At 70.0% G+C, this 14,345-nt stretch carries 15 protein-coding genes and 1 pseudogene; 3 read left to right on the forward strand and 13 right to left on the reverse strand.

Features of this window, described 5'->3' with window-relative positions; all coding sequences use genetic code 11:
• The 10 genes and pseudogenes from panC to A9X00_RS01810 form a co-directional block, all read right to left on the reverse strand.
• Positions 1–853: pantoate--beta-alanine ligase (gene panC / locus A9X00_RS01765; protein WP_067148361.1), on the reverse strand; the 853-nt coding region annotated here is incomplete at its 3' end.
• Entirely contained in the window at positions 850–1,761 is a 912-nt protein-coding gene (locus tag A9X00_RS01770) for a Rossmann-like and DUF2520 domain-containing protein (protein WP_067148364.1), read from the reverse strand. The genes panC and A9X00_RS01770, both read right to left, overlap by 4 nt.
• A 114-nt stretch (positions 1,762–1,875) precedes the next feature.
• A pseudogene (locus tag A9X00_RS01775) lies at positions 1,876–3,061 on the reverse strand (DUF6779 domain-containing protein).
• Between the two features lie 88 nt (positions 3,062–3,149).
• Positions 3,150–3,626 (reverse strand): DUF3180 domain-containing protein, encoded by a 477-nt coding sequence (locus A9X00_RS01780; protein WP_067148367.1) that lies wholly within the window; start codon positions 3,624–3,626, stop codon positions 3,150–3,152.
• Positions 3,626–4,168: a 2-amino-4-hydroxy-6-hydroxymethyldihydropteridine diphosphokinase gene (gene folK, locus A9X00_RS01785; protein WP_067148370.1), complete on the reverse strand. Its 543-nt coding sequence runs from the start codon at positions 4,166–4,168 to the stop codon at positions 3,626–3,628. Before folK ends, A9X00_RS01780 begins: the two co-directional genes overlap by 1 nt.
• Entirely contained in the window at positions 4,165–4,566 is a 402-nt protein-coding gene (folB, locus tag A9X00_RS01790) for a dihydroneopterin aldolase (RefSeq protein WP_067148373.1), read from the reverse strand. The genes folK and folB overlap by 4 nt, the downstream gene beginning before the upstream one ends.
• Positions 4,559–5,383 carry a dihydropteroate synthase gene (gene folP, locus A9X00_RS01795; RefSeq protein WP_156771888.1) on the reverse strand — a complete coding sequence of 275 codons (825 nt, stop codon included), beginning with the start codon at positions 5,381–5,383 and terminating at the stop codon, positions 4,559–4,561. Before folP ends, folB begins: the two co-directional genes overlap by 8 nt.
• A gap of 5 nt (positions 5,384–5,388) precedes the next feature.
• Complete coding sequence (gene folE / locus A9X00_RS01800) at positions 5,389–6,021, reverse strand: GTP cyclohydrolase I FolE (RefSeq protein WP_067148376.1); 633 nt, start codon at positions 6,019–6,021, stop codon at positions 5,389–5,391.
• 16 nt (positions 6,022–6,037) lie between these two features.
• Complete coding sequence (gene ftsH / locus A9X00_RS01805; RefSeq protein ID WP_067148379.1) at positions 6,038–8,422, reverse strand: ATP-dependent zinc metalloprotease FtsH; 2,385 nt, start codon at positions 8,420–8,422, stop codon at positions 6,038–6,040.
• A 195-nt stretch (positions 8,423–8,617) separates the two neighbouring features.
• On the reverse strand, positions 8,618–9,031 hold the full coding sequence (locus tag A9X00_RS01810) for a VOC family protein (RefSeq protein ID WP_067148382.1): 414 nt from the start codon (positions 9,029–9,031) through the stop codon (positions 8,618–8,620).
• Between the two features lie 96 nt (positions 9,032–9,127).
• Here A9X00_RS01810 and A9X00_RS01815 point away from each other — a divergent pair, with 96 nt between their 5' ends.
• Genes A9X00_RS01815 through A9X00_RS01825 form a run of 3 tightly spaced genes read left to right on the forward strand, consistent with a single transcriptional unit; the run spans position 9,128 to position 12,296 of the window.
• Positions 9,128–10,093 carry an alpha/beta fold hydrolase gene (locus A9X00_RS01815; protein ID WP_156771887.1) on the forward strand — a complete coding sequence of 322 codons (966 nt, stop codon included), beginning with the start codon at positions 9,128–9,130 and terminating at the stop codon, positions 10,091–10,093.
• Positions 10,093–11,283: an LLM class flavin-dependent oxidoreductase gene (locus tag A9X00_RS01820; protein ID WP_067148387.1), complete on the forward strand. Its 1,191-nt coding sequence runs from the start codon at positions 10,093–10,095 to the stop codon at positions 11,281–11,283. Before A9X00_RS01815 ends, A9X00_RS01820 begins: the two co-directional genes overlap by 1 nt.
• A complete protein-coding gene (locus A9X00_RS01825; RefSeq protein ID WP_067148391.1) occupies positions 11,283–12,296 on the forward strand; it encodes a zinc-binding dehydrogenase in 1,014 nt (337 codons plus the stop codon). Before A9X00_RS01820 ends, A9X00_RS01825 begins: the two co-directional genes overlap by 1 nt.
• A 4-nt stretch (positions 12,297–12,300) precedes the next feature.
• Here A9X00_RS01825 and A9X00_RS01830 read toward each other — a convergent pair whose 3' ends face one another.
• From A9X00_RS01830 to A9X00_RS01840, 3 genes are read right to left on the reverse strand one after another with little or no spacing between them, the layout of a single operon-like run.
• Entirely contained in the window at positions 12,301–12,585 is a 285-nt protein-coding gene (locus A9X00_RS01830) for a WXG100 family type VII secretion target (RefSeq protein WP_067148394.1), read from the reverse strand.
• 30 nt (positions 12,586–12,615) lie between these two features.
• The gene (locus A9X00_RS01835) at positions 12,616–12,912 is read right to left on the reverse strand and encodes a WXG100 family type VII secretion target (RefSeq protein WP_067148397.1); all 297 of its coding nucleotides are present in this window, start codon (positions 12,910–12,912) and stop codon (positions 12,616–12,618) included.
• Between the two features lie 42 nt (positions 12,913–12,954).
• Positions 12,955–14,073 carry a PPE family protein gene (locus A9X00_RS01840; protein ID WP_067148399.1) on the reverse strand — a complete coding sequence of 373 codons (1,119 nt, stop codon included), beginning with the start codon at positions 14,071–14,073 and terminating at the stop codon, positions 12,955–12,957.
• Positions 14,074–14,345: the final 272 nt, after the last annotated feature.

The following is a 14,345-nucleotide window of genomic DNA, read 5'->3' on the forward strand; positions in this document are numbered from 1 at the left end:
CGATGGCGATGTTGTCCAGCAGTCGGGTGGTGCCCAAGCGGGCCGCGATCAGCAGCCGGCCGGGCGCGCCGGGCCGCAGCGGGCCCAGGTCCGCGTCGCGCAACGCCAGGTAGTCGACGCTGATCGTGGGCACGGCGTCCAGCACGGCGTTGGCGGCGTCCAGCGCGGCCTGCGCGCCCGCCGGCGCGGCGTGGGCCGCCGCCGTCAGCGCCGCCGAAAGCGTGCCGGCCAGTTCGCGTTGCGCCGGGTCCAGGTAGCGGTTGCGCGACGACATCGCCAGGCCGTCGTATTCGCGCACGGTGGGCACGCCGATCACGGCCACGTCGATGTTGAGGTCGGTCACCATCTGGCGGATCAGGACCAGTTGCTGGTAGTCCTTCTCGCCGAAGAAAATCCGGTCGGGCCGCACGATCTGCAGCAGCTTGCACACCACGGTCAGCACGCCCGCGAAATGGGTCGGCCGGGCGCCACCCTCGAGTTCGCCGGCCAGCGGGCCGGGGTGCACGGTGGTGCGCAGGCCGTCGGGATACATTGCCGCCGCGGTGGGCGCGAACACGATCTCGACGTCCTCGCCGCGCAGCAGCTCCAGGTCCTTGTCGAGGGTCCGGGGGTAGGCGTCGAGGTCTTCGCCGGCCCCGAATTGCAGCGGGTTGACGAAGATCGAGACCACGACCACCGAGCCCGGAACCCGCTTGGCGGCCCGCACCAGGGCGAGGTGCCCGTCGTGCAGGGCGCCCATGGTGGGCACCAGCATCACGCGGCGGCCGGTGTGGCGCAGTGCGCGGGCGACGTCGGTGACGTCGCGCGGCGCCGAGTAGACGTTGAGTTCGCCGGGCTTGAAAGTGGGGGTCATCGTGCCAGCACCTCAAGGACGTCGGCGGGTGCGTGTGCGCGCTGGGCGGTCCGCAGGGCGTTGACCCGGTACGCCTGGGCCAGGTCCGGCTCGACCTCGGCCAGGGCGCCCAGGTGCTCGGCGACGGCGGCGGCGTCACCGCGGGCGACCGGCCCGGTCAGGGCGGCCTGGCCGCGGCGCAGGGTGTTCTCCAGCGCCGCCCGAGCCAGCGGCCCGACGATGCGTTCGGCGAGCCCGCCCGGCTGGTCGTCGACGGTCTGCTGGCCGAGGAGTTCGCTGCCGCGAAGCGCGGCCCGCAACGCCTCGATCGCGTCGGCGAGCACCGTCACGAGGTGATTGCCGGCGTGCGCCAGCGCGGCGTGGTAGAGCACGCGGGCGCCCTCGGGGACGCAGAAGGGCTCCCCGCCCATCTCGAGCACCAGCGACTGCGCGATGGCGTACCCGACCTCGTCGGCCGCGGTGATCCCGAAGCAGGTGTCGGGCAGCCGGCTGATGTCCTCGTCGGAGCCGGTGAACGTCATCGCGGGGTGAATGGCCAGCGGGATGCAGCCGTCGTGGCTCAGCGGCGCGAGGATGCCGACCCCGTTGGCGCCGGACGTGTGGGCCACGATCGTGCCGGGGCGCACGGCCGCGGTCGCCGCCAGCCCGGACACCAGCCCGGCGAGCTCGCTGTCGGGAACCGCGAGCAGCAGTAGCTCGGCATTGGCGGCCACGTCCGGCGGGGACGCCACCGGGGTGTCGGGCAATCGGTGGTGCGCCCGCTGGCGCGACGCGTGCGAGACCGCGCTGCACGCCACGACGACGTGGTCGGCGCGCTCCAGCGCGACACCGAGCGCGGAGCCCACGCGGCCCGCGGAGATGATCCCCACCTTGAGCCGCGCCGGGCGCAGTCCGTCGAGCTGCTCCATCGCAGACGACCTCGTAGCTTTCTTTGTTCGTTCCAGTCCCATGCGCGGGTACCGGACGGTCAATAAGACTTTAGTCGATTCTTAGTTGGGGCCCAATGTGAGGAAGCTCCCAGCTCAGCCGTCGCGGCGGCGGCGGCGACCGCCACCGGAGGGCTCGACCTGCAGCCGCGCCAGCAGCTCGGCCACGGACTGGCCCCCGCTGGGTGGGCTGTCGTCCGAACCATCCGAGCCGCGCGCCGGCATCGCGGCACCGACCCCCTGGCGCGCTCGCGGGCGGGGGCGGCGGCACCGGCTCGCTCGTTGGCGAGAAGTTGCGCGGGCCGTAGTCACCGTAGTCCGCTGAGTGGCGTGCCCGAGCCCGCCGGCCGGTCTCACCGTAGGGCGGTGCCTGCGGGTGTTCGAAGGGCGAGCCGTCCAGCGTTTCCTCCGGGCCGTAATGCCGCGCGCGCCGCCCGTCCGGCGGCTCGACACCGGCGGCGGGCTGCCAGTCCTGCATCGGTGGCTGCGGCTGCGGTTGCGGTTGCGGCGGTGGTGGCGGGGGCGGCGGCTGACGTTGCTCGTATCGCGGCTGCGGCGGCGGCGTCATGTACGGCGGCTCTTGCGAGACCACGTACCGCGCGTCTTGGCGGGTGTCGTACTGGAACCGCTCGCGCGGGGGCGGCGGCTGGCGCGGCGGCAGCAGCGGTTCCTCGGGCACATCGATGATCGCGGCTTCGTCCGGGTGGCCGGGTGGGTTGTCCCGGGTGACCGAGGCGACGCGATCGCTGGAGACCCAATCCCGGTTGCCCTCGCCGTTGCGTTCCCACTCGCTGTACGCCCGGCCGCGGGGCGCTTCGGTCTCGTGCGTCTCGATCGCGGGGCGCTGCTGCAGGTCCGTGTCGAACAGGATCTCGAGGCTGGTCCGCAAGGCGCTCAGTTCGGCGCGCAGCGCCGCCAGGTCGTCCTCGGCCTGGGCACGCAGCTCGGAGGCCAGCTCGCGACGCAACTGCGACTCCACGGTCAGCTCGTATTCGCGGCGGGCCGAGATTTCCCGGTCCAGCTGCAGGTCGTAGACCAGCTTCAGGTCGCGGACGCGGGACTGGTCCGCGTCGCTTTGGCGGCGGTAGAGCACCGAAACGAAGGCGCCGGCGACTGCGGCCCACAGCGCCAGGATTACAGCGAGCTTGAGGAGTTCCACCCGATTGGTGAAAACCAGTGCGGAACTGGCCCCCATCGCGAGGACCAGCAACGCCGTCAAGAGCACCCACCCCGGCCTGCGGCCGCCGCGCCGAACCCGGGCGCCGCGGGACAGAACGGTCATGGCCTGAGAGTACCTGCGCGAGGTCACTCCGCGTGTCGCGCGGCACCGGCGATTCCCGACCGGGTTGATCGCCGGGCCGCCGGGCGCGTCAGGTTTCCGCCCCCTCGCCGTGCTCGGTCGGATCCTGCGGGGACTTGCAGCAATGCTGCAGCCACAGCGCCGCGACGACCAACGCCAGCGCGCTGACGGCCGCCACCGTCGCGCCGGTAGTGTCCTGCTCGGCCGCCCGCAGCCAGGACCGCCGCGGCAGCAAGTAGACCAGCACCCCGACCCACCACCCCAGCACCAGCGCGCCCACCCAGGCCGACGCCTTGGCCACCATCACGCTGCGCGCCACCGCGAGCGGATGCAGCCAACCGGGCCCGTCACCGATCTCGCCGTCGCCGATCTTGACCCGCACGTAGCGTGCCCACAGCGCCTCGGCCACGGCGACCACCAGCAGCGAGACGCCGGTCCACAGTGTGATGGGCGGAAACCAGCGATAGAGCGAGACCACCAGCAGGTAGGCCAACACCGCAGCGCCGACCACCGCGGCCGTCAGGTCACGCTTGCGGGTGGGGCCCATCAGGCGTCCGATTCCGGGTTTCCGTCGAGCTTGAGCGTCAGGCTGGACAGCCGAACCCCGGCCCGGTCGGCCGGGTCCAGCTCGGCGAGCAGCTGCGCGACCGGACGCCGCCCCTCGGCCACGGTCAGCTGGGCGTCCGGCTCGATGGCCAGCCACGGCACCATCACGAAGGCCCGCAGGTGGGCCAGCGGGTGCGGCAGGGTCAGGTTGGGCTCTCGGGCGATCACTTCCGTTTCGCCCTCGCCGTAACAGGCGACCAGGTCGACGTCGAGGGAGCGCGGGCCCCAGCGCTCGCCGCGGATCCGGCCCGCCGCCCGTTCGAACTCCTGCGCCCGGCTCAGCCAGGCCTGCCCGTCGCACGCCGGGTCGTCGGCGATCAGCACCGCGTTGAGAAACGGGGCCTGATCCAGCCGACCCCACGGATCCGTCTCGTAGATGGGAGACACCGCGACCACGGCCTCGCCCAGCCCGTCGATGACCGACTGCAGCCGCGCCAGCCGGTCCCCGAGGTTGGAACCGATCGACAGCACGACGCGGGTCATATGGCGCCGCCGGCCGGGATCACCGAACCGCGCCCGCCGCGCCGCGACCGCCGCACCACGACGGCCACGTCGGCGAACTGCTGCGGGATGGGGGCCTGCGGCTTGTGCACGACCACCTCGACGGCGTGCACGCGCCCGTCGTGCATCACCCGGTCGGCGATCTCGGCCCCCACGGTTTCGATCAGCTTGCGCGCCGGCCCGGCGACGACGTCGGTGGCCAGCTGCGCCAGCGCGCCGTAGTCGTACGTGTCGGCCAACTCGTCGCTCGCGGCGGCGTCGGCCAAGTCGATCCACACGGTGATGTCGACGACGAAATCCTGCCCGGTGGCGCGCTCGTGTTCGAAGACCCCGTGCCGGCCACGAACCGCCAAGCCGCGCAACTCGATTCGATCAGCCATGCCGCGTCCAGGCCTCGACGACCTTGAGGGCATCGACGGACGCTCGCACGTCGTGCACCCGCACGCCCCACGCCCCGTGCAGGGCGGCCAGCGCGGAGATCACCGCGGTCGCCGTTTCGCGCCCGTCCGGCGGTCGCGGCGACCCGTCGGGTCCGGCGAGCAACGTGCCGAGGAACCGCTTGCGGGAGGCGCCCAGCAGCACCGGGATCCCGGTGGCCACGAGCTGCGGCAGCGCGTGCAGCAGCGCCCAATTGTGTTGTCCCGTCTTGGCGAATCCCAGCCCGGGGTCGATCACCAGCTTGTCGGGGTCGACGCCGGCGGCCACCGCGTCGTCGACGTTGGCGAGCAGCTCCGCGCGCACCTCGGCCACCACGTCGCGGTACTGCGGGGCCTCGTGCGGACGCTCGGCCGACACCTGCCGCCAGTGCATCAACACCCAAGGCACACCGGCCTCGGCGAGCAGCGGCGCCATCGCGGGGTCGGCCCGGCCTCCCGACACGTCGTTGACGATCCGCGCGCCGCTCTGCAGCGCCGCCCGTGCGACGTCGGCGTGCATGGTGTCGATGCTGACCGTAATACCCTGTGCGGCAAGCTCTTTGACGACGGGAACGACGCGCGACGCCTCGACCCGCGGGTCGACGCGGACGGCGCCGGGGCGGGTCGACTCCCCGCCGACGTCGACGATGCCCGCGCCCTCGGCGGCCATCGCAAGGCCGTGGGCGACGGCGTCGTCGGCATCCAGATAGCGCCCGCCGTCCGAGAACGAATCGTCGGTGACGTTGAGGACTCCCATCACCTGCACGGGCTGAGCCTTCAAAGGACTCACTTGCGCAGGATCAGATCGAGGGCTTCGGCTCGGGAGGCGGGACTGGTCTTGAACATGCCGCGCACCGCCGACGTCGTGGTGACGGCGCCGGGCTTGCGGACACCGCGCATCGCCATGCACAGGTGCTCCGCCTCGACGACGACGATGACCCCGCGCGGGTCGAGCTTTTTCACCAGGGCGTCGGCGATCTGGCTGGTGAGCCGCTCCTGAACCTGGGGCCGCTTGGCGTACAGGTCCACCAGCCGGGCGATCTTGGACAGGCCGGTCACCCTGCCGTCCTTGCCGGGGATGTAGCCGACGTGCGCGACCCCGTGGAACGAGACCAGGTGATGCTCGCAGGTCGAGTACAGCGGGATTTCCTTGACGATCACCATCTCGTCGTGGTCCTCGTCGAACATGGTGTTCAGGACGCTGTCGGGGTCGGTGTAGAGCCCGGCGAACATCTCCCGGTATGCGCGCGCGACGCGGGCCGGGGTGTCCTGCAAGCCGTTTCGATCGGGGTCTTCGCCGATCGCGTACAGCAGCTCGCGGATCGCGGCCTCGGCGCGTTGGTGATCGAACGCCCGGATGCGCGGAGTGGCTTTGTGGGTGGATGGCCCCAAATCGGGCTCCAAATCCGGGAGAGCCATCGAATCCTCCGTTTCGTCAGCCGTGCGCCGGCGGGTTGGACCGGCTCACGTCGTCTTCCTCTTTCTCCGGAGTCTTTCCGGCCTCCGGATGGGATTGACCGGGCGGCGGATAGGGCGGATACGGCGGGTAGGAAGGATAGGACGGAGGGGCCGGCGGACCCGGCTGGCCCGGATAGCTCGGCACCGGCTGTGGCCAGTAGGGCTGCTGCGGGGGCTGTGCGGGTGGATACCAGTAGTTCGGCTGCTGCTGGTGCTGTTGGGGCGGCGGCCATCCCGGCGCATACCAGCCCGCCGGGGCACCGTAGTCCGGCTGGGTCGGACCGTGCGGGGCGGGCTCCCGGTTGCCGCCGGGCTGGCCACCGTGAGAACCGTTGGGGCCGTTGGCGTTTCTGTCGGCCTCGGCGCGGGCGGCCGCGGCGGCTTCGCTGGCCGCGGCGATGGCCGCCTTGAAGGCCGGCTCGGCGACGGGTGGCGGCCACGGCTCGCCGCGCTCCATGGCCAGCTCGCCGGGCGTCTTGATCGGCGGCTTGTCCGACGGGATGCGGCCACCGAAGTCGTCGAACATGGTGAGCCGCGGGCGCTTTTCGACGCCGGAGAAGATTCCCTCCAGCTCGGGCCGGTGCAAGGTTTCCTTTTCCAGCAGCTCGCCGGCCAGCGTGTCGAGCACGTCGCGGTATTCGGTGAGGATCTCCCAGGCTTCGGTGTGCGCGGCCTCGATCAGCTTGCGCACCTCGTCGTCGATGTCGCGGGCGACCTCGTGGGAGTAGTCCGGCTGGGTGCCCATCGTGCGGCCGAGGAACGGGTCGCCGTGCTCGGTGCCGTACTTGACGGCGCCCAGCTTGGAACTCATCCCGAATTCGGTGACCATCGCGCGCGCGGTCTTGGTGGCCTGCTCGATGTCGGACACCGCGCCCGTGGTGGGCTCGCGGAAGACCAGCTCCTCGGCGGCGCGCCCGCCCATCGCGAACACCAGCTGGGCGATCATCTCCGAACGGGTCCGCAGGCCCTTGTCTTCCTCAGGCACCGCCACCGCGTGCCCGCCGGTGCGTCCGCGGGCCAGGATCGTCACCTTGTAAACCGGGTCGATGTCCGGCATCGCCCAGGCCGCCAGGGTGTGCCCGCCCTCGTGGTAGGCGGTGATCTTCTTCTCCTGCTCGCTGATGATCCGGCCCTTGCGGCGCGGGCCGCCGATCACCCGGTCCACCGCCTCTTCCAGCGCGGGGCCGGTGATGACGGTGCCGTTTTCCCGGGCGGTCAGCAGCGCCGCCTCGTTGATGACGTTGGCTAGGTCGGCGCCGGTCATGCCGACGGTCCGCTTGGCCAGGCCGTCCAGGTCCGCGTCCGGGGCGATCGGCTTGCCCTTGGAGTGCACCCGCAAGACGGCCCGGCGACCGGCCAGGTCCGGGTTGGAGACCGGGATCTGGCGGTCGAAGCGACCGGGCCGCAACAGCGCCGGGTCCAGGATGTCGGGCCGGTTGGTCGCGGCGATGAGGATCACGCCGGCGCGATCGCCGAAACCGTCCATCTCGACCAGCAACTGGTTGAGCGTCTGCTCGCGTTCGTCGTGGCCGCCGCCCAGCCCGACGCCGCGCTGGCGGCCCACCGCGTCGATCTCGTCGACGAAGATGATGCACGGGCTGTTCTGCTTGGCCTGCTCGAACAGGTCTCTTACGCGTGACGCGCCGACGCCGACGAACATCTCGACGAAGTCGGAGCCGGAGATCGTGAAGAACGGCACCCCGGCCTCGCCGGCGACGGCCCGGGCCAGCAGCGTCTTGCCGGTTCCGGGCGGGCCGTAAAGCAGCACGCCCTTGGGGATCTTGGCGCCGAGCGCCTGGTACCTGCTGGGGTTTTGCAGGAAGTCCTTGATCTCGTAGAGCTCCTCGACCGCCTCGTCGACGCCCGCGACGTCGGCGAAGGTGGTCTTGGGCATGTCCTTGTTGAGCATCTTCGCCCGGGACTTGCCGAACCCGAAGCCCATCCGGGCGCCGCCCTGCATGCGGGAAAACATCACGAACAGGCCCACCAGCAACAGCAGCGGCAGCACGTAGACGAGCAGCTCACCCAGGATGCTGCCCTCGTTCACGACGGTGCTGACCTTCGCGTTCTTGGTGTTGAGCGCGTTGAACAGGTCGACCGCGTAGCCGCTGGGGTATTTGGTGATGACCTTGTCGGAGTTGTCGGTGTCCTTGTTGCCCTTCTTCAGGGTCAACCGCAGCTGCTGCTCGCGATCGTCGATCTGCGCGCTCTTGACGTTGTCGCCGCTGATTTGGGACATCGCCACCGAGGTGTCGACGGGCTTGTAACCGCGGGTGTCGTCGCTAAAGTAAAAAAACGACCAACCCAGCAGCACCACAACGGCGATCGCCGTGAGGGTGCGAATCACGTTTTTCCGGTTCATCAATCATCGGCCTCGTCGGCCAGGTCCTTCCCCGATTCACGAAGCTGCAAAAGTCCAGGCTACCGCTAGTGCTGATCGCCAGCCCCGGCGAGCCGGGGCGCAGCGGGTCGGCGCGGTCCTCACGAGTCAACGAGCGGCGGTTCCCGGTCTGGTTCCCGACGTGGCAAACCACACAATCGCCGGGCGGTCCGCCCCTCACTCGTAGTAGCGGGCCTCGATGACGTTGCCGTCGGGGTCGGCGAAGTAGTACGTCTCCGGCGACCACCCTCGGGCCCCGAAGCTGTGGGTGAGCCGCGCGCGGGTGTCCACGCCCGCCGCCTGCAAGCGCGCATCCAGCGCGTCGTATTCGGCTTTGGACAGCGCGAGGCAGACGTGGTTGAGGGGTTGGCCGGCACTTCCCTCGGCCACCGCGGACGACGCCGCGGACGACGCCATCTCACGCGGCATGAGATCGATGATGGAGTCGTCGGACACCCGCACGCTCGGGAACGGCGCGTCGCCAGCCTCGAACTCCGCGAACCGTACCGGCGCCAGCCCGACCATTCTCGTGTAGAAATCCATCGCCGCACGCGCGTCCCTCGTCCAGAGAACCACGTGGTCCAATCGCATGCCCAAATTATGGGCGGGGCGATGCAGGGGATAAAGGCGACACAGGCGATAAAGAAAGCCCTTCTCAGCCCGGGGTCCTTGTGATTTGGTGAGACGGTGCTTTCGTCAACCCAGCGGTTAGTAGACACAAATGGCGTGCAATTGCGGGTGACCGAGGCGGGAGATCGCGGCGCGCCCGTCGTGATCCTGGCCCACGGCTTTCCCGAGCTGGCCTACTCATGGCGACACCAGATACCGATCCTCGCCGAGGCCGGCTATCACGTGCTCGCGCCCGACCAACGCGGCTACGGAGGGTCCTCCCGCCCGGAACCGATCGAGGCGTACAACATTCACGAGTTGACCGCCGACCTGGTCGGGCTGCTCGACGACGTCGGCGCCGAGCGCGCCGTGTGGATCGGACACGACTGGGGTGCGCCCGTCGCGTGGCATGCGCCGCTGTTGCACCCCGCCCGGGTCGCGGCGGTCGCCGCGCTCAGCGTGCCGGCGCTGCCGCGCTCGCATGTGGCGCCGACGCGGGCGTGGCGCAAGCTGTTCGGCGAGAACTTCTTCTACATCCTCTATTTCCAGGAGCCCGGCGTCGCCGACGCCGAGCGGGGCGGCGACCCCGCCCGAACTATGCGGCGGATGATGGGCGGCCTCAACGGTTCCGACGGCGCGGACGCGCTGCTGCGCATGGCCGCCCCCGGGCCCGAGGGCTTCATCGATCGGCTTCCCGAGCCGGACGGGCTACCCGATTGGATCAGCCAGGACGAGCTCGACCATTACATCGCCGAGTTCTCCCGCACGGGATTCACCGGCGGCCTGAACTGGTACCGCAATTTCGACCGCAACTGGGAGATGACCGCCGATCTCGACGGCGCGAAGATCAGCGTGCCATGCATCTTCATCGCCGGAACCGGCGATCCGGTGCTGTCCTTCACCAGTCGCGACCGCGTTTCGGAGGTGATCTCCGGCCCTTACCGCGAGGTGCTGATCGACGGGGCGGGACATTGGCTGCAGCAAGAACGGCCCGACGAGGTGAACGCGGCACTGCTCGAGTTCCTCAAAGGAGTGGAATGGTAATGGGTGTCCCGCTGCGGTTCGGCGTCTTCATCACGCCCTTCCATCCGATCGGCCAATCCCCCACGGTGGCTTTGGAATACGACATGGAGCGCGTCGTCGCGCTGGACCGCCTCGGCTTCGACGAGGCCTGGTTCGGCGAGCACCACTCGGGGGGCTACGAGCTGATCGCCTGCCCGGAAGTGTTCATCGCGGCCGCGGCGGAGCGCACGAAGCACATCCGGCTGGGCACCGGGGTGGTGTCGCTGCCCTACCACCATCCGCTGATGGTGGCCGACCGCTGGGTGATGCTGGACCACCTGACGCGCGGCCGGGTCATGTTCGGCACCGGACCCGGCGCGCTGCCGTCGGACGCGTACATGATGGGCATCGACCCGGTCGATCAGCGACACATGATGCAGGAATCCCTCGAGGCGATCCTGGCGCTGTTTCGCGCGGGCCCGTCCGAGCGGGTCGACCGGCACACCGACTGGTTCACGCTGCGCGACGCCCAGTTGCACATCCGGCCCTACACGTGGCCCTACCCGGAGATCTCCACGGCGGCAATGATTTCGCCGTCCGGCCCGCGGTTGGCCGGCGCGCTGGGCACGTCGCTGCTGTCGCTGTCGATGTCGGTGCCGGGCGGTTACGCCGCGCTGGAGAACACCTGGGAGGTGGTGCGCGAGCAGGCTGCCAAGGTCGGCCGCGACGAGCCGGACCGGGGCTCCTGGCGCGTCTTGAGCATCATGCACATCTCCGACAGCCGTGAGCAGGCCATCGACGATTGCACCTACGGGCTACAGGATTTCGCCAACTACTTCGGCGCGGCGGGCTTCGTGCCGCTGTCCAACGAGGTCGACGGCGAGGCGCAGACGCCACAGGAATTCGTCGCGGACTATGCCGCCAAGGGCAATTGCTGCATCGGCACGCCGGACGACGCGATCGCGCACATCGAAGACCTGCTCGAACGGTCGGGCGGCTTCGGAACATTGCTGATGCTCGGCCACGACTGGGCCTCACCCGAAGCTACGTACCACTGCTATGACCTGATGGCCCGCAAGGTGATTCCCTATTTCAAGGGACAGCTCGAGGCATCCCGGTCGTCGCACGACTGGGCCAGGGGCATGCGCGACCAATTGATCGGGCGCGCCGGCGATGCGATCGTCAAGGCCATCACCGAGCATGTCGACGAGCAGAAAGGCGTGGAAAGCTGATGCGCGCTGCGGTGTTACGAGACGGACGGATGGTCTACCGCGACGACGTGCCCGAACCGGTGCCCGGCCCGGGTCAGGTGCTGGTCGGCGTGCGGGCGTGTGGAATCTGCGGCTCCGACTTGCATTTCGCCGCCCACGGCGACGAGGTGGTGGAGATGACGGCCCAGGTGGCCGCCGACGCCGGCGGCATGGGCGTCGACCTGAACAGCGACGTCTACATGGGTCACGAGTTCAGCGCCGAGGTGCTCGAAGCCGGGCCCGACACGGACACCCATCCGCCCGGGACGCTGGTCACCTCGCTTCCGGTGCTGCTGTCCCCCAAGGGCGTAGAGCCGATCGTCTACAGCAACAGCACAATCGGCGGCTACGCCGAACGGATGCTGCTCTCGGCGCCATTGCTGTTGCCCATCCCCAACGGCCTCGACTACAAGCATGCCGCGTTGACCGAACCCATGGCGGTGGGGTTGCACGCCGTCAACAAGTCCAACATCACGCCGGGCGAGACCGCCCTGGTGCTCGGCTGCGGTCCGATCGGGATCGCGATCATCGCCGCCCTTCGAGCGCGCGGCGTCGAAACCATTGTGGCATCCGACTTTTCGCCCAAGCGACGCGAGCTGGCCACCGCGATGGGCGCCCACCAGACCCTCGATGCCGCGCAGGGATCGCCCTTCGACTCCGTCAAGCCGGTGGTTGTGTTCGAGGCGATCGGCGTGCCGGGAATCATCGACGACGTGCTGCGCCGGGCGCGACCCGGCACCCGCCTGGTAGTCGCGGGGGTGTGCATGCAGGCCGACACCGTGCATCCCTTCTTCGCGATCGCCAAGGAAATCAACGTGCAGTTCGTCCTCGCCTACAACCCGGAGGAGTTCGGTGATTCGCTGCGTGCGCTGGCCGAGGGCGACATCGACGTCACCCCGGTGATCACCGGTGAGGTGGGGCTCGACGGGGTCGGCCAGGTCGTCGAAGGCCTGGCCGACCCCGAGCGGCACTGCAAGATTCTCGTCACGCCCTAGGCGTTCAGGCCCAGCTGGATCCGACGGTGCTGTCGGTGCTCGCCATGTTGCTGCCGGCGGTCTGCACCTTCTGGCCGTGGGCATTGGCCTGTTCGTAGATGACCTGGAAGTTGCGGCCCAGCTCCGTGACGAACTGCTGGCAGGCCGTCGATCCGGCGCCACCCCAAAAGTCTCCGGCGGCAAGCACATCGCGAACGATGGCCTGGTGCTCGGCTTCCAGCGACGCGGCTTGAGCGCGGATGGTGGCGCCGTGGGCGTCGACATCCCCGAATTGGTAGTTGATGGTCATGCGAATGCTCTCCTGTTCTTCTCGGGTGGGCTAGCTGCCCAGGACCTGCTGGGAGGCCTGCTCTTGCTGCTCGTAGTTGTTGGCGTCGCGGACCAGGCCGTCGCGCACCCCGTGCAGCATGTTCACGATGTTGCGGAGGGCCTGATTCATCTGGCCCATGGTGTCCAGCGAGGCGGCCTGGGCCTGGCCGCTCCAGCCCGCGCCGGAGATGTTCTGCGAGGACGCCCACATCTTGCGGGCCTCGTCCTCGACCGTCTGGGCGTGGACCTCGAAGCGGCCCGCCATGTCCCGCATCGCGTGCGGATCTGTCATGAATCGTGCGGTCATATCATGTCTCCTTCGAAAATGGTTGTGGTATTTGCTGATTGGTTATCCGACCACGCGTGGCAACACGCTTACCCGGGGCAGCTCGGCTGCGCCGGACGCACGCATCTCCATGCCCGCGACCGTGGTCGCGGGGATGCTTCGGGCCATCATCGGCGACGCCGCGGGGGCGCCCGATATCGGTGAGACGGCCGGTGCCTCAGCGGCCGGGACCGACGCCGGAGTCCAGCCCGAGGGCACCGACAGGCCGCCGACCGAAGCGGCCTGGCCGAACGCGGCCGACGGCGCCAGGCGGGCGGGTGCTCCCATCCCCGGCGTCACGCGCATCGGCGGCACCGTGGGCGTCGCCGGCATGAACGCCGGTCGCACGGCCGGGTCGGGCGCGACCATCGGCGCCATCACGCCCGGGTTGGACGTCGTCGCGCCCGGCGTGCCCGCGCCCTGGCCGAGGGGCGCGCTGATCAGCTGCGCGAATTCGCCTATGCCGGACTGGAAGCCACTTATCAGCGACGGTCCGGCCGCATTGAGCTGCGACGGGATCGTCGATAGCCCCATGAGCGCCTGGGTGGCCAGGCCCTGCGCGGCGCCCTCCAGATTGGTGACGGCGGTTCCGATGGCCCCGCCGGCCAGGCCCACCAGGTTGGTGGTGACCGGCGCCGTGGCCATGGGGGCCAGCGCGGACGCCGTCGTCGACGACGCGGCGTAGGCGTACATCGCGGCGGCGTCCTGCGCCCACATCTCGGCGTACTGCGCCTCGGTGGCGGCGATCGCCGGGGTGTTGATGCCGAGGAAGTTGGTCGCGACCAGGGTCATCAGCAAGGCGCGGTTGGCGGCGATCAGCGGCGGTGGCACGGTGGCGGCAAACGCGGCTTCGTGCGCGGCGGCCGCGGCGGCTGCCTGCATCCCGGCCTGCTCGGCCTGCGCGGCGGTGCTGTGCATCCACGCCACATACGGCGCGGCGGCGCTGGCCATTGCCACCGATGACGGGCCCTGCCAACCGGCGTCGGCGAGCTCCAGAATCACCGACCCGTAACTGGTTGCGGCCGACCGCAACTCGGCGGCCAAACCGTCCCAGGCCGCCGAAGCGGCAAGCATGGGCGCCGAGCCCGGGCCCGCATACATCAGCGCGGAGTTGATCTCCGGAGGCAACGCGGCGAAGTCCATTGGTAGATCCCTTCTTTGAGTGGTTTTAGCTAGGTGCGCGCCGGCAAGGCCTGGGTGGGGCCAAGGGGTGACGGGTAGGCGGGAACGTAGCGCTCGGGCTGAATGGTCCCCGGGTAATTGGGTGCGGGCGCAACGGTCACCGGCTGCGCGGGCATCGCCGGCGCGGGCGCCGGGCTGACGGGCGTGGCGGGGGCGGCCGGAGCTGCTGGAAGCGGCCGCCGGCCGGTTGCACGTTATCGGCTCCGCCGTCAGCGCGGCCAACGTGACCGCCG

This window comes from Mycobacterium sp. 1245805.9, from assembly GCF_001672915.1.
Taxonomy (GTDB): domain Bacteria; phylum Actinomycetota; class Actinomycetes; order Mycobacteriales; family Mycobacteriaceae; genus Mycobacterium.

What these genes read in the sequence shown, in the direction of transcription:
- A9X00_RS01770 (WP_067148364.1), bottom strand. Translation starts at nt 1,761, where the DNA reads ATGGAGCAGCTCGACGGACTGCGCCCGGCGCGGCTCAAGGTGGGGATC.
- A9X00_RS01780 (WP_067148367.1), bottom strand. Translation starts at nt 3,626, where the DNA reads ATGGGCCCCACCCGCAAGCGTGACCTGACGGCCGCGGTGGTCGGCGCT.
- folK (WP_067148370.1), bottom strand. Translation starts at nt 4,168, where the DNA reads ATGACCCGCGTCGTGCTGTCGATCGGTTCCAACCTCGGGGACCGGCTG.
- folB (WP_067148373.1), bottom strand. Translation starts at nt 4,566, where the DNA reads ATGGCTGATCGAATCGAGTTGCGCGGCTTGGCGGTTCGTGGCCGGCAC.
- folE (WP_067148376.1), bottom strand. Translation starts at nt 6,021, where the DNA reads ATGGCTCTCCCGGATTTGGAGCCCGATTTGGGGCCATCCACCCACAAA.
- ftsH (WP_067148379.1), bottom strand. Translation starts at nt 8,422, where the DNA reads ATGAACCGGAAAAACGTGATTCGCACCCTCACGGCGATCGCCGTTGTG.
- A9X00_RS01810 (WP_067148382.1), bottom strand. Translation starts at nt 9,031, where the DNA reads ATGCGATTGGACCACGTGGTTCTCTGGACGAGGGACGCGCGTGCGGCG.
- A9X00_RS01820 (WP_067148387.1), top strand. Translation starts at nt 10,093, where the DNA reads ATGGGTGTCCCGCTGCGGTTCGGCGTCTTCATCACGCCCTTCCATCCG.
- A9X00_RS01825 (WP_067148391.1), top strand. Translation starts at nt 11,283, where the DNA reads ATGCGCGCTGCGGTGTTACGAGACGGACGGATGGTCTACCGCGACGAC.
- A9X00_RS01830 (WP_067148394.1), bottom strand. Translation starts at nt 12,585, where the DNA reads ATGACCATCAACTACCAATTCGGGGATGTCGACGCCCACGGCGCCACC.
- A9X00_RS01835 (WP_067148397.1), bottom strand. Translation starts at nt 12,912, where the DNA reads ATGACCGCACGATTCATGACAGATCCGCACGCGATGCGGGACATGGCG.
- A9X00_RS01840 (WP_067148399.1), bottom strand. Translation starts at nt 14,073, where the DNA reads ATGGACTTCGCCGCGTTGCCTCCGGAGATCAACTCCGCGCTGATGTAT.